Origin of the sequence: Methylomonas albis, assembly GCF_014850955.1 — a bacterium.
Taxonomy (GTDB): domain Bacteria; phylum Pseudomonadota; class Gammaproteobacteria; order Methylococcales; family Methylomonadaceae; genus Methylomonas; species Methylomonas albis.
In genome coordinates this window covers 1,987,150-2,009,313 of sequence record NZ_JACXSS010000001.1, presented here as the reverse complement: position 1 = coordinate 2,009,313, position 22,164 = coordinate 1,987,150, and the positions used below count along the sequence as shown (strand labels likewise).

Sequence of the window (22,164 nt, the reverse complement as noted above, 5' to 3'; positions counted from 1 at the left end):
TAATGAACGTAGCCGATGAACCCGGATGTTATGTGAAGAGAGTCAGCAACCCAGACAAGCGGACATCAGTTTATTCAGTGGCCGATTGCAGATAGCTCAACACATCAGCGATGTGCGTTTTAACCTGAACTTTGCGCCATTCCTTGACCAACACACCGGCTTCGTCGATAACGAAAGTGCTGCGTTCTATACCCCGCACTTGCTTGCCATACATGTTCTTCATTTTAATGACATCGAATAAACTACACAGACTCTCGTCCAGATCGGATAGTAAATCGAACGGAAATGCCTGTTTGCATTTAAACCCTTCGTGCATTTTCACGCTGTCACGCGATACCCCGAAGATAAGCGCATTTAACTGCTTGAACTGTTCGATATTATCCCTGAACCCTTGTCCTTCCTGGGTGCAGCCCGGCGTGTTGTCCTTGGGATAAAAATACAAAACAACTTTTCTACCGCGATAATCGCTAAGTTTGACCGTCTTATCGCCGGTTGCGGCAATTTCAAAATCGGGAACGGCAGAGCCGAGAGCGGCTAAAGTCATGAGATCACCTTTTGATGGGTTCGAGAATAGCGTCGATGTTCAAGCCGTCGCAGAAATCCAGAAACTCTTCGCGCAACGATAAAATGCGCACTTCCGGCGGCACCAGTAACACAAACCTTGTGGAAAACACCGGCGTATTAAAAAATGCAGCCTGATGGCGGCTGGCATTGATTTCTTCGATACAAATGCCTCTGTCGAATAAAAACGAAGTCACCGCGAACAGCACATCGTTCTTATCCATGGAAATAGTTTCCAATGTATAGGGCACCCCCTCCAGCACCGGCGGGGTCTCATCCGGCCGTAGAAAAGTCATTTGAATTTCAAATCGAACTTTTATCGCCTCCAGCATACCTTCCAGTTTGGCGATATGATTCCAATTGCCGGCGATCAACACGTAAGCCGCAGTGATTTGGGTCAGATTGGAGGTGCGCAGCTCCACGACACTGCATTGACAGGCACTCAGCGCCGACAGGATTTCCGCGATAAAACCGTTGGACTTATTGCCCAACACTGTGATTGCAAGTTGCATAAAATAAGTCCTTGAATACGCCGAGCGCAGTGTAACATCAACACCGCGAAAAGCAGAACCGCGGCCACGCAATCCCGACTACTGCGAATCTATATCGGTAATCACTGCATGATTATCAAAGTGTACCGTTACTTTGTTGCTGGCTCGTGCCGCCGATACTAAAGCCTCATCGACTTTGAATGCCACGGCCAACTGTTGATCCGTTACCGGTACGGTCCGCTTTGGGGCGACGCCGGAATGCAGCCAGGACAAATACAAAGTCCAAAACAACCAAACACCGGCAATGATCACCACGATTTCGCCGTACAACTGCAATAATTCCAATAGCGTTTTATAACCGCCAAACCAGCGAATCTCGTCGGACAGGCTTTTCAAACCCAGCAACCAGGCGCCGAGCGTAAACAAAGGCCATAAAAAATACAGCCAAAGCGCCCAGCTTAATACTGACATAAACGCCGAGCCACATTTTTGCTGGAAACTTTGTAAATGCGGTTGGTTGATGATGATGTCTTTCATTTCTGCCTCAAACCTCTATCCAAGGTCACCCACACCGCCCGCTGGCCGCGTTTTTTACGTAAGGCCATGATACAGCCGTTGATCGTGGTGCCAACATTGATCAGCCAATAGATAATCGGATACCAAATCATCCAGTAATAATGCTGCGCGGAGCCGCCGCTTTTACGTTCGTAACTGGAATCGATGGTTAAACTGACCGCAAACTGAATCAAACAGGTGACGCATAACAACATGCTGGTCCAATGCGGCGACAAATCTTCCAGGGCTTCCTGTGGTTCGCTGCTAAACCACTCGAACGGCACCTGGGCCAACATCGCTACTACCAGAAACGCCCAAGTCAAACTGATGCAGCATTCCAGATACAGCGGCCACATGCCACGGGAACGCCAGCGAAACAGCGGCCGAAAATAGCGCAACAGCACTTCGACACCGCCCTGCGCCCAGCGACTGCGTTGCTTCCACAGACCATTGAGGGTTTCCGGCATCAACACCCAACACAAGGCATTCGGCTCGAAACGAATTGCCCAGCCGGCCAGCTGCAATTTCCAGCTAATATCAATGTCCTCGGTGACCATGTCCGGACTCCAATAGCCGACATCGTGCAACGCGGTTTTTCTAAACCCGGCAATCACGCCGGAGATGGTAAACACATGCCCGTAGGAACGTTGGGCGCGCTTGATCATGCCAACTATGGCCGAAAACTCCCCCACCTGAATTTTGCCCAGCAAAGTGGAACGATTGCGGATGCGCGGATTACCGGTCACCGCGCCGACATGCGGGTCTTCCAGAAAATGCCGGACTATCCAGGCCGTGGCATTCGGCGCCAGCAAAGCATCGCCATCAATCCCAATCAAAATCTCACTATTGGCTAACAACGCCGCCGTGCGTAAACCCACCGCCTTACCTTGATTGCTGGCTAAATTAACCACTCGAATTTGCGGATGCTGGTCGGCCAATTCATGCAAAATATCCAGCGTGTTGTCTTTGCTGCCGTCGTTGATTGCAATGATTTCGACATGGGGATATTGCTGATGCAACAAATATTCGATGGTCTCCCGGACATTCTCGCCCTCGTTATAGCAAGGGATCAGAATCGATACCGACGGATATTCGGACAACTCCGGCAAATCGGATAACACATTGCCGCGATTACGCTCCCAGCGCACGTAATAAATCATGCCACCCAACATCCAGACGTAGGCCATGAGCAGCGGATAATAAAACACGAAGCGCGACAGCCATTCGTTGAACTGCCACCATGGCACTTCCTGCAAATTTTCCTGGGTGATCAACCACCAATCGATAAATTGCTGTGCCCAAGCTTGGTCTAACAATTTTTCCATTTATCGCTTAATCCTTTTTCGAAACCGGAAAGAATTTTTTCAGCTCCGCCAACTTGGGCTGATCGTTAAACACGTTGTCGGGATAGTAACCGATGTGTTTGGCACCGTGTTTTTTCAACAACTCGAATTGCTCGGCGAAGACGGGCATAGCAATATCCTGCTTGGTTTTCCAATTAACCGCCTGCAATTCAAACACCATCTTGTCCAGGCCGCCCGGATATTGCGCGGTTTTTTCGACTAACTCTACCAACCATTGTTTGGGATTTTCGGCTTCTTCCATGAAAGGCATCGCCTCTACCGCCACGTAATCATAATGCTTTAAAAACGCCGGGAAAGACTGGGCATACCATTCTTCGCTATACGGCTTTAATAGCGGCAAAGAGTAAAAATTGCGGGCGGTTTTGATATAAGGCCGGTAGAACCTGACCTTGTCGGCCAAATAATCGGTGAATTGGCCGATCAACTCGGTTTTATGCTGCGCCCAGCGCAAACGCAACTCGCTAGACGCATGAATGGTATCGAACTCGGCCGGCATACCCCAGACGTTGCGGCTAAATTCCATCGCCAGCGGCGAGACGTCTTCAAAGTCCGACAAAATCCCGTCGTCGTGAAACAGAATGCCGTTAAAGTCGCAATGCTTGGCCAAATCTTCGTAAATCTCGCCGATAAACTGCCGTGCTTCCGGGTTAAACGGTGACAAACGCGTGTAAATATGCCGGGACAACTGCGGTTCTCCATCGCGCCATTCCTTCACATACCATTTCAGCGGCACATCGGCTTTATAGGCCATGATCGGCATCCAGGCATAGACGCGCACGCCGGCCCGCGTGCGTAATTGTAAGGTCACATGATTAAACATGTCCCGGCGCACCGGCAAATGCCGATTAGGGAAATACAGTTTGTCGGCATTGCCGTCGCCGTCCGGGTCGGAATACGCTTGCAGATAGACGGTATTGGCGCCGCTGGCTTTGATTCGATCCACCACCAAGGCCAAATTCTTTTCGGTTTGTTCTTCGTCGTCGTCGTAGATGTAATCCATATCCACGTGTGCCACCCGCAACTCCTGTCCCACACGCTGATTTTTAACGATTTCGCCGAATTGTTTGGCATTGGCGTCGTCGGTGATCATCATCCGTTTCATCACGTAGGCATCGGCCAAGGTATTGGCGCCGTCATTCAGGCCCATAGTCAGACGCATGCCCGCCAATTTGGTCGCTTCCAGCGCAATGGCGTTATATTCGCCGTAAGGCCAAACCATGACCCGCGGCCGCTTGCCCAATAACTGAAACAAGCGCTCGGAGCTTTTATCCACTTCCTGAAAAATTCGTTTTCGATAGTCCTCGTCTTTTTCGTATTCGTCGTATTCGCTACTGTACAAACGTGAAGTCACCGCACTTTGCTGATTGCCTTGCGGATTGGCGATGATGCCGTGATGTAAATCATAGGTGTGCGAAGCAATCTCGACCAGACCGCTCTCCGCCACCTCACGAATTTGCGCCGGCGTCATCAACGGTTTAACGCCGGGCACCTTCTGCTGCTCCAGCCAAGAACCGACTACCGCCAAGGTGGCCGGATATTTGTACTTTTTCAGCAAGGGCATGGCTCGAGTATAAAAACTCAGGTAGCCGTCGTCAAAGGTCAGCATCACGGCTTTAGTCGGTAAAACCTTGTCACCCTTCATGCAATCCAGTAAATCCTGGACGCTGATAACGTGGTAGTTGTTCTGCTTCAACCAGGCAAAATGATCGGCCAAATGGTCTTTATTCACCGCGATCCGATCAAATGGCGGCACCCGCTCTTCTTCTTCGAGAATGTCGTGATAATTCAATACCAAAAAGCTGGAGTTACCCGAATCGGCGGCTAGCAAGGACCCTGCGAACAAACAGAAAAAGACAAAAATTACACGAGCAACAATCTGCATATTCATTAATTTAAGCGGGAAAAGAAACTGGAAACAACTGGTTCTCAGTGTTAAAAAAAGACCAGAATTGGCCGACGCATTTTACCCGAATCATAAGGTTAGGCCCTTTTTATTTGTCCGTGCCGGGCACTGTGGTAGGCATATCCAAACATTAAAACTAGCCATCGACTAAGGTCCTCAATTCAAATTTAGCAATACCCACAGCAAAAAGCTCGAACGGCACCAGCCCTCACAAACTTCATAACTCTCGGAAAAAACTGGTTATGATTGAATAAAAAATCTCAGCTAATCCGCCAACCGATTAACTCTATCTATGACGGACCAGCACACCATCCCTGGAGAATTCATGCAAAAACCCTCGCTAAGTAGTCCATTACTGATAGGCTTGAGCTCAACCAATCATTGGCGACAAGACCTCACGGCCGGTTTTTTGGTATTTCTGATCGCCTTACCATTGTGTCTAGGCATTGCTGTCGCCTCCGGCTTCCCACCGATGGCCGGCATCATTTCCGCTATCGTCGGCGGCTTGCTGGTATCGCGCATCGGCGGCGCGCAACTCACGATTACCGGCCCGGCAGCCGGCTTGATAGTCGTGATTCTGACCTCGGTGCAAACCCTTGGTGACGGCGACGCCATGACGGGCTACCGTTACACCTTGGCGGCAATCGTCATCGCCGGCGCCTTGCAAACTGTGCTGGGTTACTTCAAGGCGGGCCGGTTGGCGGCATTTTTCCCAGCCTCGGTGGTACACGGCATGCTCGCGGCGATTGGCATTATCATCATCAGCAAACAGTTACCGGTGATGGCTGGCGTGCAAAATCAAGGTGCCAGCATCCTGTCCGGCATCGCTGCCTTGCCGCACAGCCTGATTTATTTCATGCCGCAAATCGGCTTGATTGCATTGGCCGGCATTGTGGTGCTGATCGGCTGGCCGCAAATTCAACAGCCCTTGCTGCGCAAGATTCCGGCGCCGATTATCGTTATCGCTTCGGGCATCCTGCTCGGCCATTTGTTCCAGCTCGATCAATTGCAGCCTGGCTCAGCGTTTATCGTCCCCAAAGACATCCTGTTTGCGCCGCACTTTCTGGTGACCTTCCCGGATAGCCTGTTGGCCAGTTTTTATCTGCCGGATTTCGGCAAATTGAGCGCATTTGCCTTTTGGGAAAGCGTGGTGTCGATCTGCCTGGTCGGCAGCCTGGAAAGCCTGCTCAGCGCCGCGGCAGTTGATAAACTCGATCCGGAAAAACGCTATTCCGACTTAAACAAAGAACTGCGCGCGGTCGGCATTGGCAATATAGTCTCCGGCATGATTGGCGGCCTGCCGATGATCGCCGAAATTGTCCGCAGCTCGGCCAACATCGATGCCGGTGGCCGCAGCAGTTGGGCCAATTTCTTTCACGGTGGCTTCGTACTGTTATTCGTGGTGTTGTTTCCCGATTTGATCTCGACGATACCCTTAGCCTCGCTGGCCGCCCTACTAGTCTATACCGGCTTCAGACTAGCCTCGCCACAAGCCTTTGCCAAAAGTATGGACTTGGGCAAGGAACAATTGGCTTTGTTTGTGATTACCATCTTGGCGATACTGGCCAGCAATTTGTTGATCGGCGTGCTGATCGGCATTGCCGCTAAATTATTGCTGCATATCGGTCGCGGCGTGTCCCTGGGCAACCTGTTGTCACTCTCCTACAAACTGCAAGCCAATGGCCCGAATAGCTGGATAATCAAAGTCAGTGGCGCGGCACTGTTCTCTAACTTTCTGGCGCTAAAAAGCCAGGTCGCCAATCTAAGCGACGGCCAAACCATAGTGTTTGATCTCAGCGCCGCCGACCTGATCGACCACACTGTCATGGAGTTCATCGCCCATTACCAGGAAGACTACATCGCTCGTGGCGGGCGTTGCGAAATCCATGGACTGGCCGATCTGGAATCGTTAGGCGACCATGCTTTAGCCGCTAGACAGCGCAGATAAATAAGGACTTACAAGCAACATCCATTAATTGCGTCTAAACCTTACCTCGGCACACAATCTATCGGGTGCCGGGGTCCGGACGCCTGGATCGAATGCACTTCCTATCTAAAAACCAAGCCACATCACCGAAACTACCATCACCTGCCCCAATTGCAGCAGTACCGTACCGTTAACCGAATCGCTAGCCGCGCCATTACTGGCCGCCACCCGCAAATAGTTCGAGCAACAACTCCAGCAAAAAGACCAAGCTATCGCATTACGCGAGCAAGGCTTTAAAGATCAGGAAAAGCCACTCGCCGAAGCCAAGCGCGGCCTGGACGATCAAGTCGCGCAGCAAGTCGCCAAACAACTGCAAGCTGAACGCCTGTGGGTGATAAGCGTGTAGCCGATGGATTTGGCGGCAGCGCTGCCCGGCGCGGTGCGGTTGCAAGCAATCGTGCAGCGTAGCGAACGCAGACAGGCTTTTGTCCAATCGCACTTGTTTCCGGGATTCTGTGTCCAGGTCACAGTTTCTAATAACAGAGCAAAGCCACTGACCACACAGTGAACAGAGACAGCTCAAACCTTGCATACCCTTATTCCCATCCCCAATACGCTCGGTTCTGCTAAAACAGGTATTTTCATCCTCACGATGTCATGGTCGCTCCACATCACTCGGATAGATTGACCCACGGCTCATCAAGACACAAAAACGATATATCGTACTTCGTGCGACATATCGTGCCTAACCGATTCTACATCCGGTCGCCGCGCAGCGGGCCTTGGCCAAGCGCCATCAAATAAAACCAATAAATAACAGCAAGTTATATTATTTTCACACTATCAAGTAATAACGGGCACAAGAATTGGCTATTAATTCATGTAAGAAAAAATTATTGAAATGAAATAGGCAATACCTTACATGACTCAATTCAAAAACTTAGTGCCTGATATTTTAATTGGCAGAAGAAAACACTCTAGATTAACTGCCGTTAAATAGTTACATACTTCCAGTGATTTTAATTTTTTTATAAGCTGTAAAAAATAATAAACTCTCGGTTTTTATGAAATAAATTTGTTCTTTATATAAATCAAAGTAATAAATAACCGGAATGATAAATCTAATCAAATAAAGAGGTTTAAAATGGATTCAATTAAATTTAACAAACGCTTTTATAATGATTTTAAGACGAAGCCGTCGACAAAATCGACATTGATAAGCCATGACATTGGAAAATTTTCCGGCGCCGCGATGCTGATGACGTTACTGCTGGGAGTGCACGCCACGACAGCATCGGCCGCTGCGTTTGATAGCAATATTGTGATACACGGCTCGGCTGAGTTCGACAGTACCGGCAGCCCATCGGCCCCGACCAATGCCACGCAAAACGGTTCGTTGAGCAGCATCATTAGCGGCGCGACGACGACCACTACTTTGAGTGGTGCAACAATTAGCGGTTCCGATCCCCTTCAGGGAAATTTGACGCATCTTGGCGATGGGTTCGGGATTGGTTTTAACGCTAGCGGCAACTCCGCAAACGGCGTTTCATCCGTTAATCCGCTATTTGGCGACTATACGTTTTCGCTAAAAAACAATTCAGCTTTGGATAGTTTCCTGGTCAGTCTGAAGTTTGACTTCAGTTTTCAAGCCAGCGCCACCGACACGACAAGGTCTACTACCGACAATGGGGAGTTTGCTGAATCCCTTGTAACGCTGCATAAACAAGACGGCACGGAGTTGCTATTTGCGAAAGCGTTATCCGATACTATCAATGACAATCAACAATTTCTGTTCACCAATAATCTGGTCGATTCGGCTACCGGTTTTGGCGGCACATTGACCGATAGCGGTTTCTTGTTGCTGACTTTTCTATTAAAACCCGGCGATTTGATCAATTTAGGCGATGGCGCAGCCGAAGTGTCGTTACGTGGCGCCGCCGATTCCGGTAGTTTCTTTGGCAACATTTCGACGCTGATTACCGTCGACTCAGTCGTCAACCAACGTGTTTCGACTGTCCCTGAACCGCAAAGCCTAGCTTTGCTGGCCATCGGCTTTATCTCCCTATACGCATCCAAACGCCGCGCTAACGTTGCATTGGCTAACATTTAATTAAAGGTACTCATCATGTCAAAACCAACATTCAAACCACTATTAAAACTGGCCATGATCGCTATCACCGGCTTACCAGTGTCAGCCTCCGCTTGCGGTTCCGACCCCTTTCTGGGCGAGATTTGCACATTTACCTATAATTTTTGTCCGCGCGGTTATTTGGAAGCCGCCGGACAGACCCTGAGCATTGCGCAAAATACAGCCTTGTTTTCCTTATTAGGTACGCAGTATGGCGGCGATGGGGTGCAGACCTTCGCGTTGCCGGACCTGCGCGGCCGTTCGCCGATTGGGGCCGGGCAAGGTCCGGGGCTATTGCCAATATCGGTTGGCGAAGAAGTTGGCAGAGACAGTGTAACTCTAAGCCAAGGCCAAATGCCTAGACACACCCATCTTGCGCAAACTTTTTTAGATAATGTTTTTGCTACGATTGAAGCTGTAAGTACAACCGGCAATAAGAGTACTCCCACCGGCAATGTATTAGCGGCCTCGACATCGAGAGATAACATCTATTCAAGCGATACCCCCAATGTTTCCCTAAAGGCAAACATCATAAAGTTTACGGGTACGCCAAACACTGCCATTGAAATTGCGGGAGCCAGCGAGCCGTTTGATAACCGTTCACCTGCTTTGGGTATCAAATACTGCATAGCCACGCAAGGTATTTTTCCTTCCCACCCATAACAGCTGGGATAGTATAAATCCGCCCTGTTGATAGCAAATAGTCTGAAGTGATATTCACAACACACATAGCTCCCACGAAAAAAGTGGGAACTATGTGGCTAGACAAAACAAGCTGCTGGCTGAGCCACATTATCAACCCGCAACCGGGTAAGCAAACACCGATTTACCCTAGTTTAAATCCCACAAAAAAACCGCCTGCGCCGCTGACTAAAGTGGACCCCATTGTCCAGACAAATTATGATTCAGTTTGAGATAGAACCCTGTTCATACTCCAGCTGAATGGCGCTGTCCCAATTCTTCTACACGGGAACAAGCTTCCGCCTTCCCGTTAAATTTATCCACAATCTTGACGCCGCCGCCTACAGCCGTCCAATACACATCATCGGGCGTTTGGTAACCCACGGAAAATTTCATGCTAGTTGTCGCCTCAATGTGAAAATCTTATGCAGCAATTTGCGCCTGGTTAGCAATTTCCTGAGTTGGTTTGTTTTGGGTTTCGGCATGATCCGGATTTAAGTGCACGGTATGGACTCTGTTCCAGTTCCGGGTGTTTTGGCTCCAGCGCCGAGGGTTTTGGCGACGGGCGTCTTCATAAAGCGCTTTGCGTTGATTCAACAGCGCCTCGTCCAATCCAGTATGGCGTTGGGCCGGGGTCACGAAACCAATAGCACCATGCCGATGCTCGTGGTTATATCCTGAAGGTCATAAATACCAATGCACTAAATCGGCCACCCATTCACGAGCGACGCTCAGATCGGCCAACGGTTTCAACGGGTATGGCGGCCGATATTTCAAGGTTTTGAACAGCGATTCCGAAAACGGATTGTCGTTACTCACCGCCGGGCGACTCAGCGAGGGCATGACGCCGAGCTGTTGCAGTGTGGCCAGTATGGTGGCACCTTTCACTTGTGCCCTGTGGGTATGTGGCTACCGTTATCGGAATGCAGGATGACTTTGCCCAGGTTGTAGACCTTCGCGCCCAACAATATCCCGCAACAGCTCGCTGGCGTAGTGGCTGCTTTCTTCTGCAAACACCTGCCAGCCGACGATCTGGCTACTGAAAATATCGAGGAACAGGTAGAGATAGTAGAACTGGCCTTTGATGGCGGTCGGCAGATAGGTAATGTCCCAACTGTAAAGTTGGTTCGGTGCTGTCGCGCTCAAGGCTTTGGGCTTGGTGCGAGGCTGGCTGGGGCGTTCACTGCGGCGGTGTTTCAGTTGCCGGGCGGCTTTTAGAATGCGATAGATTACTCACGGGCCAAAATTGGGTCATCCAATCAAAAAACAAAAATTGACGTAAAAAATAAGTTGACAATAGACATTGAATAAATCTAGCATGGCATTCAATTGGTATTAAATTGGTATTCAATACTTAGGTCAATAACATGAAAATCCCTACGATTAAGAATAATAAATTCAGCCTTTACCAACAGAGGCCTACGTCATCCCATTGGAACCCTCGTACTAACTGGGCGGTAACTCAGAAAGAGAGAATAATGGTGAATAATAGTAAACATACTGCTTGGCCTATTGCACCGATTATAAAAATCATTCTCGGCCTGGCAATTACCCTTTCAGCGCCCCAAGCTTATGCCGAACTAAATGCCTATGCCGGCGTAGTCGGCGGGGGGGGCTCCATTGCCCAGGGTTGCACCAGCTACAGTCCGGCGTTTTCAGGCATATTTACGTTTGGTGGAGTCTCGGTTCCGGTAGGTGGTATCGGCCCCTGCGGGTATAGCGGCGGTGTTTCGAGCGTTAGCGCCGCGACCGGACCCCTGACCTATACGAAAAGCCTGTCGCCTGTTAGTCTCGGTAATCCGGGCAGTGGTTATTTCGACGGCAAAGGCGATTCGATCGCTAATTACGGCAAACTTAGCGCTTCAGCGCACGCAGCTATTTCAGGCGGCATTCCAGGCTACCCCACGGGGGGGCTATTCGAATCGACGGGAGCGGCGCAATTTTCCGATACGCTGACGGCATCGAGCTCGCAGGTGGCCGATCTCAGCAATGGCTTTGTGCGCTATCAATTTGCTGTCGACGGCAGCCTGACTTCGCTCGGCACCCCGGCTCCCTATTTCTTCGGTGAAAATTATGCTGTGCTCGATGTCCAGAACCAGGGCGGCCCGCTGTATGAGGTTCTCAATGCGCATGCCAGGCGCGGGGATCTCAGTACCATCTCTAACACGACGCCACCTGCGGGCTGGACTGCCGGCATAGGTAGCCTAAGCGGGAGCAGTACGTTTTACAGTCTGGATCTGCCCATAGTGTGGGATCAACCGTGGAGCGTGCAGATCGGCCTGCTGGCCTGGGCACACGGCACCGCAGATTCTTCATTAACCGCGAAATTAACCGGTATTGAATTATTCGACATCAATCATCAGCAGATAACGAATTTTACCTTGAATGCCGCCTCGGGAACCCATTATCTGACAAGCGTGCCATTACCGCCAAGTGTGTTATTGATGCTCTCCGGTTTAATCGCAGTAGCGATGCGCAGCCGCTGCAGCTCGGCATTCGGCAGGCGTTCCACGACATAATTGATGAACCTTTGGATAAAGGGGTGTGTCGCAAAATTTCTCGAAATCAGAGACAATGCGGGACTTTTTAGCCTAGTGCAGTCCTATGATCAGTTTTAAAGGTGCTCATTTCCCCAAAGATATTATTCTTTACGCCGTCTCGTATCGTGATTTGTAAGACATTATGGAAGAGCGGGGCATTCAGGTTGACCATGCCACCTTGAACCGCTCGATTATCCACTATTATTCACAGATCACGGCATCAGCCGAAAAACGGAAACGCCCCGAAAGGCAAGTGCGCTATATCCTTTTTTTCGAAGCTCAGTTCGGCACGCTAATAGTCGCGCAATGAAGTTCGCAGTTTTCGTCAGATTCAACACTGTCTGCCGGATTTTAATGCCAAGCCCGCGTAGCTCCGATTAGCGAAGCGTATTCGGAGGAATGGAGGCGTAAAATTCATCCGATTCTGTTTCACTAGTGGAACCTCATCATGAAGAATGTTAAAGCTGCAGAGGGCGAATCTAAAATTGTATGGCGTTTACTGCCCGTCAAAATTTAAGCAGCCTGCGATACGTAACCAGTTTCGCCAAGCGCGGCGTCCGCGATGGCTTGTAAATCGATCACCCTATCCACCGACGCGATGGTTTCCGGCCGGTGCGCAATGATGATGCGGGTGAGTTTTAGTTGCTGCACCGCGCCGTTCACCAGTTTTTCACGGGCCACATCCAAATGGCTGGTGGCTTCGTCCAGCACCAGAATTTTAGGGCGTTTGTATAAGGCACGAGCCAGTAACACCCGTTGTTTCTGACCGCCGGACAATACCGTACCCATGTCGCCGATCAGTGTGTTGTAGCCCATGGGCATAGCCATGACATCCTGATGCACCGCAGCCAGTTGCCCGCAGGTTTCTATCCAGGTTTGATCCGGTTCCGGATCGAAGAAACAGATGTTGTCGGCAATCGAGCCGGCGAACAATTGATCTTCCTGCATCACCGCCGCCACCATATTGCGGTAATCGTGGCTGTCGATGCGGTTTAAGCGCACGCCACCGATCAGGATTTCGCCTGCACTGGGCTGCAACAGTCCCAGAATCAGTTTAGCCAGCGTGGTTTTGCCGTAGCCAGATGGGCCGATGAGCGCCACCGACTCGCCTTCGGCAAAATCCAGATTCAGATTTTTCAGTACCGACGGCTCGGATGGCGCGTAACTGAAATCCAAATTGCGGATCTGGATCGATGCGGCGAGTTGCTCGTGACGGGCACCGCTAACATGCTCATCCTCGGCTACCGCCAGCGCTATATCGGCGACGCGCTCGGTGTGCAAGCCCAGCATTTTGAATTCGATACCTTTTTCTATGAAGCTACCGACCCGGTGCGTGAATTGATCTTTAAACGACATAAAGGCAAACAGCATCCCTACCGAAAAGCCGCCGTCCAAAATAAACAAGGCTCCTAGCCAGATCACCGCGATATTTTCCACCCCGAACAACAAGCTGTTCAACCCCCGGTAAATGATATTCAGCTTTTGCACGCGAATACCGGCGTTGAAATGATCGACCATCAAATTTTGATAACCGTGCCGGCGTTGCAACTGGCGGTTAAATAACTTCACGCTTTGCATGCCGCGCACAGTTTCCAATAAATTGGTTTGCTGCTTGGCGGCGCGCAGGATTTGTTCTTCGCTGGCGGTGCGCAACGGCGCGAACGAAGCCAGGCGTAGCAGGCCATAAAGCAGCGCGGCCAAGCTGACGATGGCCGCCAACTTCCAGCTGTACACCAGCATCATGCCCAGGGTAACCAATGCCATCACGCCGTCGATGATGGCTTCCAGAAAGCTGGTGGTCAGGGTGCGTTGAATCACGTTTAACGATTCGAAACGGGAGACGATGTCGCCCAGATGCCGCTTCTCGAAGAAATTCATCGGCAACTGCAATAAATGTCCGAACAGATTGCTCATCATCTGCAAGTTCACCGACGTACTGAGTACCAGCACTACCCAGGAGCGCAAAGCGGTGATGCCGATCTGAATCAAGGCCAGCAATAAAAATCCCAAACCCAATACCGTCAATAAATTGGTATCCCTGGCCACCACCGCGTTATCCACCACCAGTTGCATAAAAAAAGGCGCTACGATTGCAAACACTTCTATGGCTGCAGCCAATAAAATGATTTGCAAGGTAGCGCTGGAGGCACCATTTAACTGGCCGATGAGGCGGTATAGTTTGATTTGTTGACGTTCTGTTTTTGCGGTAAACGCTTGCGTGGGCTGCAACTCCAAGGCGATGCCGGTGAAATGTTTGGAGACTTCGGTAAAGGCTAAGTGGACGCTGCCTTTGGCTGGATCGAGTATCGTCGCCACACCACGTTTGACATGGGTCAACACCACAAAATGATTGAAATCCCAATGCAAGATGGCCGGCAGACTCAGTTTGCTCAGCTCGTTCAAATCCACCCGCACCGGCCGCGAGCCCAGATGCAATTGGTTGGCGATCTGGATCAGATGATTCAAGGTTGAGCCTTTCAAGGACAGGGAAAACTTCTGCCGTAGGCTGGCTAAGTCGACCCGGTGACCATGAAAATTAGCCACCATCGCCAGACAGGCCAAGCCGCATTCTGCCGCTTCGGTTTGCAGAATCAGCGGGGTTTTTCTGCGGCCGGAAAAATCGAGGATGTGGAGCATAGTCATGGTTAAACCCGTCCTAGAATGCTGTAAAGAGGATCGAATACCCATTCGATCAAGCGGCGATGGTCCAGCCAGATGTCGGCATCCAACAGCATGCCGGATTGCAGCGGTATATCCTGGCGATAGGCTTGTACCGCTTGTTTATCGATCTCGACAGTGACCCGGTACACCGGTTCTTGTAACGTCACCGGCAGATCGGCTTCTTTTGGGGTAATCAAGGTTTTGGCGATTTCGACGATACGGCCTTGGTGGCTACCGAAGCGTTGATAAGGAAAGGCTTGATAGCGCACCGAAACCATTTGCCCCTGCTCGACAAAACCTACCGCGCTGGAAGGCACCAATAACTGAGCTTGTAACTTGGCACCTTGCGGCAAGATGGACAGCAAGGGATTGGCGGTCGTGGCGTTTTGCCCCTGCTCGGCCAGGATGGTGGTGACTGTGCCGTCGTGTGGTGCGGTAATCACTATGTTGCGGCGCGATTCGGATTCGGTAATGTTTTGCGCCAGCGTGGAAATATTGCGCTCGATGGCTGCACGTTGGTTTTTAAACTTCATTTGGCTGCTGTCCGCTTCCAGCTGTGCGGAATGGATGTCGCGTTGTAAGGTCATTTGTACCCGTTGCAGCGCTTGCAGCTTGGCTTGATGATCCAGCCATTCGTCTTGCTTTTGCTGAGCTTGCACCGCCGAAACGAATTTCGTGCTTAGCAGCTGCTGATAACGTTGCGAGGTTGCGGCGGCACCGGCCAAGCGCTGCTGCTGAGTGTCCAGCTCACTATTCACTTGTTGCAACTCGCGTTGCATACCATGCAGCTTATCCAGTACAGAAAGGTATTGAATCCGGTCGATTTGCTCTTGTTTGACCAGTTCGGTCTCCAGACTTTCCCGGCGTTGCTTCAGTTGTTCTATCGCCGCCGCTTGGGTTTGCGGGGTTTCCCGCGAACTGCTCTCAGTGGACAACACGAATAAGGTATCGCCGGCCTTCACCGCCTGCCCTTCGCGTACGTGTTTTTCGATCAAAGTGCCGGCCTGCGGTGCATATACCTTGATTAAGCCCATGCTCGGCGACAAATAACCGCTCACATGCGATTTACGGGTGTACTCGCCCCACAAAGCAAAGGCAATTAGTAACACAGCACTGCATACGGCTAAAGCGGTGAGAAAAGAAAACGACAAAGACTCCACGTGAATAACCTCCCCGAGCGGCTTGTCTTTTTTAAAGTCCAAGGCTTGTTGTCGAAATAACTCATGTTTCATAGCGCCGATTCCTTCTCACCCAATTGAAGCATATAGACCAAAGTCCTCAGAGAACGCCGTAGTCGGCTGCCCGCCGCATGTCTTCGGTCGGCTTGAGGTTATTGGTCACCACTTGCGGACATCTAAAGCATGCCGAGCGGCCTTCCTGTAGCCACCAACGACAGTCAGAACGAATCGCGCAAACCGGCAATTGCTCGGTGACTGTCGGCGTAAAACGCACGACTTTTTCAGCCAGCCGACATTTTGATTCCGCCTCCGCGTAGTGCCCACAACCTGTGCAGGCGCATGGCGCGGAGAAGCGAAATACTTCCGCCGGACTGACAGGGCCAGCCAATTCGAGCAATTGCTCAGTCACGGGTTGCGGGGCATTCAGATAAGCCATTTCCGGCTTATCTGCGGTGCCGGTCATCACGCCGATGACTTGGGCGCCCTCCCATTCCGGCTGCGCGCTGGGGCATAACACTGGGTTATCCGAGGTCATGGCCCTATCAACCCAGCAGGGTTGCTCCTTGAATGCCGCCAGTCAGGCCACCGGCGCCTGGGTTGGTAATGACATTGTTAAATCCCTTCAACTGATCGAACCAGGGGCCGCCGGCGATAATGCCTCTGCTTAGCAGAGTGCTTAAGCCACCGCTGATTTGATCTAATTGGTCCTGGTCTAATTCGACGCCGGCAGCCTCACGCGCTTGCAGAGCACGTTCGATACCTTGGGCGGCAAAAGCTGATAATTGGTCAGATGAGATTCGATTGGTTTTGTGTGACATAACAGTTCTCCTAAATAAGTTAAAAAGCCTTATCTCACGACGAGATTGGCTACAACAGTTTTGACGTTGAACGCGCCGGGATTGATGACCGGCCAAAATTTGCGCGGAAATTGACTTAAATCTTGATCCGGACCAATCAAGCCGCCGGACACCCGATTTAAATACTCTGCTGGCAAGACTTTCAGGTCTTGATCGAATTTGGATTTTTCAGACATTGTCTTTCTCCTTAATAAAGTTACGAGTCCGGCACACCGCCGGCCCAACGCCTGCGATACCGACAAAACTGCTTGCCAGCCGCATCCCCGTCTACCGGTTTGTGAACTTGAGCGGGTATTGATACTTTAGGCGTTCGCCACCCCGGTAAGCTGTGACAAATTCCACTGCGAATCGGGGTAGTTTTTCATTTGCCGGGTATTCGTGCGGCTATTGCGGCTACCCTAAACGCTGTACTAGGCTGGATGTATATATTGCGAAACTTTTTCGCCGGCTAAATTTAAAGATCGTCTTCAGCATCTACAATTATGAGCACGGCCCTTAGGTACTGTTCGCCTTAATGCCTTTGAGGGTATTGAGTCTATTTAATGACCAACCATCTCAGATTTCGACGAGCTCAGCCCGAACGAGGCACCAGGGATAAATAGGGCCGATTTGAATGGCAATTTCTTTTCTATAAATGACGATATTTATTGAAACTGGTAGCTTTTCATAGCCAAATTGGTCGGGAGAAGCCGCTTAGGCAATTGCCCAAAGTCGACACGATTCCGGCTTTGCCGCGTAAGCCAAGCAGGTTTAGGCAAACTGATCGGCGGCGGCTAGCAGAGAAAACCGGCGGCCCTGGCTTAATCCCAACCACATTAGCCGGACCGCTTGGACCGTAAAGATGGTGATACCGTCAAAACACAATATCGTTTAGAGCGACATTAAATGCCGCTTTTGCTTATTTAAATGCTGTACAGCATACTGCCCGAAATACCCTAACAAGATCACTTTATAGCTATAGCCATTGACCAAACAACCATGAAAGACACGCCTTCACCTGCCGAACAAACAATGTTATCCGAGGCAGTTGCTCCCTCATTTACCCGCGTTTTAATTTCCAATATCGTGGGTTTGGTGATGTTGCTTGGTCTGGCGCTTTTAATTGGAATGACGTGGCAAAGCGTCACCAGCACCGAGGAAACCACCCGGCGCGAAGTGAAAGAAACTTTGGACCGCGCGACCGAACGCCTGCAGACCTTGATTCGAGCGGCTGAGATGACAGCCGAATCCGCTGAACGTGCTGCACTGTCGCCGGAAGTAACGGGCGCCACTTTACAATCGACACTGCAATATTCACTGGCTGCGTTTGAACAGCGCCCGGAATTAAGTTACTTGGGCATCTCCTTGGCGGCTTCAGGCGAATACGGCGCGTTGGAACGCACTGCAAATGGCGAGATTTTACTTTGGCTATTCCCGGGCAACCGCACGGAAGGCCCGCTGGCGCGAAAGTTCATATTGACCGAGCAGGGATTCGTGCTTCATCAACAGCTTTACAACCAATACTACGATCCCCGCAGCGACGCGTTCTACGAAGCCGCTTTGCGCAGTCCGAGCGGCGACACCTGGGTTCCGGCTTACCGCTGGGCGGCTCCTTTCACCGGCAATGAGCCCTTGTGGGGCTTCAGCTACGGCAAAGCGCTCAAAGATGCCGGCGGTCGCTTGATCGGCGTTCTGGATGCCGACTTCGACATCCCAGCACTGAATAGCTTTCTACGTGCTATAGGTACGGAATATCACTCCCGGTTTCAGATCCTAGAGCTGGGAGCCGCTCCACGTCTAATCGGCGATCCGCTGCAAGTAGGCCGGGCACCACTGCCCTTGCCTGCCGAGTTGAACCCTTTGCTGAATTTCGTCGGCGAATTATTCCTAGACCGTATGGTATTGGAAGGCGAGCAACGCTGGGTTGCCGCCCGGCGCATGCCGCTGAAAGGCGGCATGTCTTGGTTGGTCATAACCTCGCGAAAAGTGTCGTATATAGAGGACATGCTGCGCCGCCAGTTAATTCAGGTGGGCGGCATGGGTGTGGCAATTACCGCGGGACTGGTGCTGGTCTCGATGCGCATGGCCAGGCGCTTCGGCAAACCGCTGGCGGTGCTGGAACGCCGAGTTGCCGGCATCGGCCATACCGAGCTGGAAGCCCCGGCGGCCGCCACTTTCGCCACAAACGAATTCCGGGAAACCCAAATTCTGGGTGAAGCACTCGACCACATGGCTGTGGCCGTTAAACAACTGTTGGAAGCTAAGGAACAGCAAGCCGCTTCGCTGGCCTTAAAAGGCGCTATTTTCGACTCCACTCACACCGCAATCTTTAGCCTGGATCACCAGCTTACCGTTATAGAATGGAACGCGGCCGCTGAACGTTTGTTTGGCCTGGCGCGTGAATACATTCTTGGTAAGAACATCACCGATGCCGTGTTCGCGCCCGACGGCCGCGCTGATTGGGCGGAGATTCTGAGCACCACGGATTCCGGCGCGTTTCAATTTCTAGGCGCCCAAGGCGTGTTCGACGCGGAATTGCGGGTAGCGGCTTTTAGACGCAATGGCTTGGAAGTCCGTACGTTGTTTCTAAACGACATCTCGGAACGAAAACGCGCGGATGCCGCGTTGCGGGAAAGCTTGGCCCGCTTCCACGCCGCAACCCGCGCGACAGGCGATGTCGTGTGGGACTGGGACTTCGCCAGCAACGAAATCTGGTGGAGCGAGAACTTTCAAATTGTGTTCGGCTACACCGCTGACGAGATTTTGCCTTCATTCGACTTCTGGGCTCGCCGCATTCACCCCGACGACCGCGACCGCGTGGTAGCACACCTTCAAGCCACAGTAGCCGGCAGCGCGAACAACTGGTCCGAGGAATACCGTTTTCGGAGAAAGGACGGCAGCTATGCAGACTTGTTTGATCGAGGCCAATTACTCTGTGACGACACGGGGCGCGGCGTGCGGATGATAGGCGCCATCCAGGACATCACCGCGCGCAAACAGGCCGAACTACAGATTCGCTATCTTGCCACCTACGACGGCCTGACCGGCCTGCCTAACCGCGACCTGATCCAGGACCGCATTGCCCAAGCCATTGCCCATGCGCGTCGCGCCGGTAGCCAGCTGGCACTGTTATATCTGGATCTGGATCGCTTCAAGGTAGTCAACGATGGCTACGGCCATCCATTCGGCGACGCGGTGTTGAAGGTAGCCGCCGAACGGCTAGGCAGTCTGATCAGGGACGGGGATACCGTGTCTCGCCTGGGCGGTGACGAGTTTCTAATTTTGCTGACTGATCTAAACAAAGATAGCGATGCCTATTTCCTCGCCCAAAAAGTTGTCCAGCATCTTGATTGTCCACTCCTGGTTCAGGGGCGTAATATCCATTTGTCCGTCAGTGTTGGCGTCAGCGTTTTTCCGCAGGACGGCGAAACCGCCGAGGCACTGATCGACAACGCTGACGTGGCGATGTACCGCGCCAAAGACCTAGGCCGTAACACCTGTCAATTCTTCACCCGCGAGATGAGCGAGGAAACCCTGCGCCGTGTCAATATAGAAACACGCTTGCGGGAAGCGTTGGCGGCGGGGCAGTTTCAGTTGGTCTACCAACCCAAGGTCAACCTGAAAAACGGGCAAATTTCCGGCTGCGAAGCCTTATTGCGCTGGCAACATCCCGAGATGGGTGTGGTGTCTCCCGCCCAGTTCATTCCAATCGCCGAAGACTCCGGGCTTATCGTACCCATAGGCGATTGGGTGTTGCGCGCGGCTTGCGCTCAGGCAAAAGCCTGGACAGACGCCGGTTTGCCGCCGGTCTGTGTGGCGGTGAACATATCCGCGCGCCAGTTTCTACAGCAGGATGTGATCAGTTGGGTGATGAATACGCTCCAAGACACCGGCCTGCCGGCCTCTCAACTGGAACTGGAACTGACCGAGAGTTTGATCGCTCAGGATGTCGAGAAGGTCATCGCCACTTTTACCCAGCTCCGGAGTGCCGGCGTGAAGCTGTCTATCGACGATTTCGGTACCGGCTATTCCAGCCTCAGCTATTTGAAACGATTTCGCGTAGATACCCTGAAAATTGATCAATCCTTCGTCCGCGACATGCTCACCGACCCGGAAGACGCCACTATTGTACTGGCGGTGATTGCACTGGCGCACAACCTGGAGTTCAAGGTGATCGCCGAAGGCGTGGAAACCGAACCACACTGTCAATTTCTGCGCGAACACCACTGCGATGAGATACAAGGCTATTACTTCAGCAAACCATTACCGGCATCGGCATTCGAGGCCTTGCTGCGCACTGGCAAACGCTTGGTATAAACGGCAGGCGCTTGGCGGGATGGCTTTTGCAAAGTTGACGCCTGCCACTTCACTGAGTTCTATTCCCTCTTTCACCACAAAACTGGTGTGTCTGTGATTTAATTGGCCGGCAATCTGTGAAATACTTCACTACCACGAGGCAAACTTAGTATGCTAAGCGTCTCATACAAACCAGACCGTTGTCGAAAGCGGCACTCCACTAAACCAAGCAGTTATAGCCTCATTATGCAAGCAGAAGTCATCGCCAGTCTGAGCAACATTCCCTTTCTCGCCGATCTGCCAGAGGAGGCTTTGGACGCTTTGGCAGCAAGAGCCAAGGTCATTAAATTCCCGAAAAAGGCGATGATCATCGCCGAAGGTGACCAGACCAGTTCGCTCTACATCATCTTGTCCGGCAAGGTCAGGGTTTTCGGCAGTAACGACAAAGACAAAGAAGTAACCTTGTTGATTCAGGAAGCCGGCTCGTATTTCGGCGAATTGGCCTTGCTAAGCGACGAACCCCGCTCCGCCGCCGTGGAGGCCCAGGAAAAGACCGTTTGTGCGGTGATCGCCAAAGCTGATTTTATCCAATGGTTGAAACTACACCCGGATGCCGCGATTGCCTTACTGAAAGTATTGTCTGAAAAAGTCCGCTTTTTGACCGAGAAAGTCAAACAAATGGCCCTATCGAATGTTTATGAACGTACCATTAAGGTGCTGCAAGACATGGCGGAAAAAGACGGCGATGTCTATGTGATTCATAACCGCCCGACTCAGCAAGAGCTGGCGACAATGGTAGGTTCGTCTCGGGAAATGATTAACAAGGTCATGAAGGAATTGACCAAAGGCGGCTATATCAGCGTGGAAGAAAAACTCCTCAGAATCGAGAACACCCCGCCGGCCGCGTGGTGAGCTAAATCAGGCGATTTGCGCCGATGCGCTATCGCCGGCGTACATTAGGCCAATTGACAAAAACAAAAATTTCTTAGTCAAAGTTAAATATTACCTTGCTCAGTTAGGGATTCAGACTTTATCATCCGGGA

At 51.5% G+C, this 22,164-nt stretch carries 21 protein-coding genes and 1 pseudogene; 7 read left to right on the top strand and 15 right to left on the bottom strand.

Translation table 11 applies throughout. From position 1 onward, the window contains the following. Nucleotides 1-70 precede the first annotated feature (70 nt). From EBA_RS09185 to pgaB, 5 genes are all read right to left on the bottom strand, one after another. Nucleotides 71-544 (bottom strand): peroxiredoxin, encoded by a 474-nt coding sequence (locus tag EBA_RS09185; RefSeq protein ID WP_192374447.1) that lies wholly within the window; start codon nucleotides 542-544, stop codon nucleotides 71-73. A 4-nt stretch (nucleotides 545-548) separates the two neighbouring features. Then, nucleotides 549-1,073, bottom strand: a complete 525-nt coding sequence (locus EBA_RS09180) for a glycine cleavage system protein R (protein WP_192374446.1) — start codon at nucleotides 1,071-1,073, stop codon at nucleotides 549-551. Nucleotides 1,074-1,151: 78 nt separating this feature from the next. Beyond that, entirely contained in the window at nucleotides 1,152-1,589 is a 438-nt protein-coding gene (gene pgaD, locus EBA_RS09175) for a poly-beta-1,6-N-acetyl-D-glucosamine biosynthesis protein PgaD (protein WP_192374445.1), read from the bottom strand. Then, nucleotides 1,586-2,932 carry a poly-beta-1,6-N-acetyl-D-glucosamine synthase gene (gene pgaC, locus EBA_RS09170; protein WP_192374444.1) on the bottom strand — a complete coding sequence of 449 codons (1,347 nt, stop codon included), beginning with the start codon at nucleotides 2,930-2,932 and terminating at the stop codon, nucleotides 1,586-1,588. Before pgaC ends, pgaD begins: the two co-directional genes overlap by 4 nt. Nucleotides 2,933-2,939: 7 nt before the next feature. Then, nucleotides 2,940-4,799 (bottom strand): poly-beta-1,6-N-acetyl-D-glucosamine N-deacetylase PgaB, encoded by a 1,860-nt coding sequence (gene pgaB, locus EBA_RS09165; RefSeq protein ID WP_225616052.1) that lies wholly within the window; start codon nucleotides 4,797-4,799, stop codon nucleotides 2,940-2,942. 400 nt (nucleotides 4,800-5,199) lie between these two features. On the opposite strand from pgaB, the gene EBA_RS09160 reads away from it, so the two are divergent. Continuing rightward, a complete protein-coding gene (locus EBA_RS09160; RefSeq protein WP_192377227.1) occupies nucleotides 5,200-6,822 on the top strand; it encodes a SulP family inorganic anion transporter in 1,623 nt (540 codons plus the stop codon). Nucleotides 6,823-7,078: 256 nt separating this feature from the next. Here the strand turns inward: EBA_RS09160 and EBA_RS09155 are convergent, their stop codons facing one another. Then, nucleotides 7,079-7,300, bottom strand: a complete 222-nt coding sequence (locus EBA_RS09155; RefSeq protein WP_192374442.1) for a hypothetical protein — start codon at nucleotides 7,298-7,300, stop codon at nucleotides 7,079-7,081. A gap of 753 nt (nucleotides 7,301-8,053) precedes the next feature. On the opposite strand from EBA_RS09155, the gene EBA_RS09150 reads away from it, so the two are divergent. Then, a complete protein-coding gene (locus EBA_RS09150) occupies nucleotides 8,054-8,911 on the top strand; it encodes a PEP-CTERM sorting domain-containing protein (protein ID WP_192374441.1) in 858 nt (285 codons plus the stop codon). A gap of 15 nt (nucleotides 8,912-8,926) precedes the next feature. After that, nucleotides 8,927-9,592, top strand: coding sequence for a phage tail protein (locus EBA_RS09145; RefSeq protein WP_223146657.1), 666 nt, complete (start codon nucleotides 8,927-8,929; stop codon nucleotides 9,590-9,592). A 264-nt stretch (nucleotides 9,593-9,856) separates the two neighbouring features. Here the strand turns inward: EBA_RS09145 and EBA_RS09140 are convergent, their stop codons facing one another. Genes EBA_RS09140 through EBA_RS24875 form a run of 4 tightly spaced genes read right to left on the bottom strand, consistent with a single transcriptional unit; the run spans nucleotide 9,857 to nucleotide 10,756 of the window. Further along, the gene (locus EBA_RS09140; protein WP_192374440.1) at nucleotides 9,857-10,006 is read right to left on the bottom strand and encodes a hypothetical protein; all 150 of its coding nucleotides are present in this window, start codon (nucleotides 10,004-10,006) and stop codon (nucleotides 9,857-9,859) included. Between the two features lie 27 nt (nucleotides 10,007-10,033). Further along, nucleotides 10,034-10,249 carry a hypothetical protein gene (locus tag EBA_RS24885; protein WP_192374439.1) on the bottom strand — a complete coding sequence of 72 codons (216 nt, stop codon included), beginning with the start codon at nucleotides 10,247-10,249 and terminating at the stop codon, nucleotides 10,034-10,036. A 45-nt stretch (nucleotides 10,250-10,294) separates the two neighbouring features. Next, nucleotides 10,295-10,498 (bottom strand): hypothetical protein, encoded by a 204-nt coding sequence (locus EBA_RS24880; protein ID WP_192374438.1) that lies wholly within the window; start codon nucleotides 10,496-10,498, stop codon nucleotides 10,295-10,297. A 27-nt stretch (nucleotides 10,499-10,525) separates the two neighbouring features. Beyond that, nucleotides 10,526-10,756, bottom strand: a complete 231-nt coding sequence (locus tag EBA_RS24875) for a DDE-type integrase/transposase/recombinase (RefSeq protein WP_192374437.1) — start codon at nucleotides 10,754-10,756, stop codon at nucleotides 10,526-10,528. A gap of 335 nt (nucleotides 10,757-11,091) precedes the next feature. Between EBA_RS24875 and EBA_RS09130 the strand changes: the two genes are divergently transcribed. Next, the gene (locus tag EBA_RS09130; RefSeq protein ID WP_192374436.1) at nucleotides 11,092-12,129 is read left to right on the top strand and encodes a hypothetical protein; all 1,038 of its coding nucleotides are present in this window, start codon (nucleotides 11,092-11,094) and stop codon (nucleotides 12,127-12,129) included. A gap of 85 nt (nucleotides 12,130-12,214) precedes the next feature. Further along, nucleotides 12,215-12,394, top strand: a pseudogene (locus EBA_RS09125) (hypothetical protein); the annotation flags it as partial. A gap of 269 nt (nucleotides 12,395-12,663) precedes the next feature. Here the strand turns inward: EBA_RS09125 and EBA_RS09120 are convergent. Genes EBA_RS09120 through EBA_RS09100 form a run of 5 tightly spaced genes read right to left on the bottom strand, consistent with a single transcriptional unit; the run spans nucleotide 12,664 to nucleotide 17,022 of the window. Further along, entirely contained in the window at nucleotides 12,664-14,793 is a 2,130-nt protein-coding gene (locus tag EBA_RS09120; RefSeq protein ID WP_225616050.1) for a peptidase domain-containing ABC transporter, read from the bottom strand. Nucleotides 14,794-14,795: 2 nt separating this feature from the next. Next, entirely contained in the window at nucleotides 14,796-16,043 is a 1,248-nt protein-coding gene (locus EBA_RS09115) for an HlyD family secretion protein (protein ID WP_192374435.1), read from the bottom strand. A 46-nt stretch (nucleotides 16,044-16,089) separates the two neighbouring features. Continuing rightward, nucleotides 16,090-16,524, bottom strand: a complete 435-nt coding sequence (locus EBA_RS09110) for a nitrogen fixation protein (RefSeq protein ID WP_192374434.1) — start codon at nucleotides 16,522-16,524, stop codon at nucleotides 16,090-16,092. Nucleotides 16,525-16,531: 7 nt separating this feature from the next. Beyond that, on the bottom strand, nucleotides 16,532-16,807 hold the full coding sequence (locus tag EBA_RS09105) for a hypothetical protein (protein WP_192374433.1): 276 nt from the start codon (nucleotides 16,805-16,807) through the stop codon (nucleotides 16,532-16,534). Between the two features lie 29 nt (nucleotides 16,808-16,836). Continuing rightward, nucleotides 16,837-17,022, bottom strand: a complete 186-nt coding sequence (locus EBA_RS09100) for a hypothetical protein (RefSeq protein WP_192374432.1) — start codon at nucleotides 17,020-17,022, stop codon at nucleotides 16,837-16,839. A gap of 802 nt (nucleotides 17,023-17,824) precedes the next feature. On the opposite strand from EBA_RS09100, the gene EBA_RS09095 reads away from it, so the two are divergent. Both EBA_RS09095 and EBA_RS09090 read left to right on the top strand, forming a co-directional pair. Continuing rightward, nucleotides 17,825-21,142 (top strand): bifunctional diguanylate cyclase/phosphodiesterase, encoded by a 3,318-nt coding sequence (locus EBA_RS09095; protein ID WP_192374431.1) that lies wholly within the window; start codon nucleotides 17,825-17,827, stop codon nucleotides 21,140-21,142. Nucleotides 21,143-21,367: 225 nt separating this feature from the next. After that, nucleotides 21,368-22,033, top strand: coding sequence for a Crp/Fnr family transcriptional regulator (locus EBA_RS09090; protein WP_192374430.1), 666 nt, complete (start codon nucleotides 21,368-21,370; stop codon nucleotides 22,031-22,033). The last annotated feature ends 131 nt before the right edge of the window (nucleotides 22,034-22,164 follow it).

What these genes read in the sequence shown, in the direction of transcription:
- EBA_RS09185 (WP_192374447.1), bottom strand. Translation starts at nt 544, where the DNA reads ATGACTTTAGCCGCTCTCGGCTCTGCCGTTCCCGATTTTGAAATTGCC.
- EBA_RS09180 (WP_192374446.1), bottom strand. Translation starts at nt 1,073, where the DNA reads ATGCAACTTGCAATCACAGTGTTGGGCAATAAGTCCAACGGTTTTATC.
- pgaD (WP_192374445.1), bottom strand. Translation starts at nt 1,589, where the DNA reads ATGAAAGACATCATCATCAACCAACCGCATTTACAAAGTTTCCAGCAA.
- pgaC (WP_192374444.1), bottom strand. Translation starts at nt 2,932, where the DNA reads ATGGAAAAATTGTTAGACCAAGCTTGGGCACAGCAATTTATCGATTGG.
- EBA_RS09160 (WP_192377227.1), top strand. Translation starts at nt 5,200, where the DNA reads ATGCAAAAACCCTCGCTAAGTAGTCCATTACTGATAGGCTTGAGCTCA.
- EBA_RS09150 (WP_192374441.1), top strand. Translation starts at nt 8,054, where the DNA reads ATGCTGATGACGTTACTGCTGGGAGTGCACGCCACGACAGCATCGGCC.
- EBA_RS09145 (WP_223146657.1), top strand. Translation starts at nt 8,927, where the DNA reads ATGTCAAAACCAACATTCAAACCACTATTAAAACTGGCCATGATCGCT.
- EBA_RS09140 (WP_192374440.1), bottom strand. Translation starts at nt 10,006, where the DNA reads ATGAAATTTTCCGTGGGTTACCAAACGCCCGATGATGTGTATTGGACG.
- EBA_RS09120 (WP_225616050.1), bottom strand. Translation starts at nt 14,793, where the DNA reads ATGACTATGCTCCACATCCTCGATTTTTCCGGCCGCAGAAAAACCCCG.
- EBA_RS09115 (WP_192374435.1), bottom strand. Translation starts at nt 16,043, where the DNA reads ATGAAACATGAGTTATTTCGACAACAAGCCTTGGACTTTAAAAAAGAC.
- EBA_RS09110 (WP_192374434.1), bottom strand. Translation starts at nt 16,524, where the DNA reads ATGACCTCGGATAACCCAGTGTTATGCCCCAGCGCGCAGCCGGAATGG.
- EBA_RS09105 (WP_192374433.1), bottom strand. Translation starts at nt 16,807, where the DNA reads ATGTCACACAAAACCAATCGAATCTCATCTGACCAATTATCAGCTTTT.
- EBA_RS09100 (WP_192374432.1), bottom strand. Translation starts at nt 17,022, where the DNA reads ATGTCTGAAAAATCCAAATTCGATCAAGACCTGAAAGTCTTGCCAGCA.
- EBA_RS09095 (WP_192374431.1), top strand. Translation starts at nt 17,825, where the DNA reads ATGAAAGACACGCCTTCACCTGCCGAACAAACAATGTTATCCGAGGCA.
- EBA_RS09090 (WP_192374430.1), top strand. Translation starts at nt 21,368, where the DNA reads ATGCAAGCAGAAGTCATCGCCAGTCTGAGCAACATTCCCTTTCTCGCC.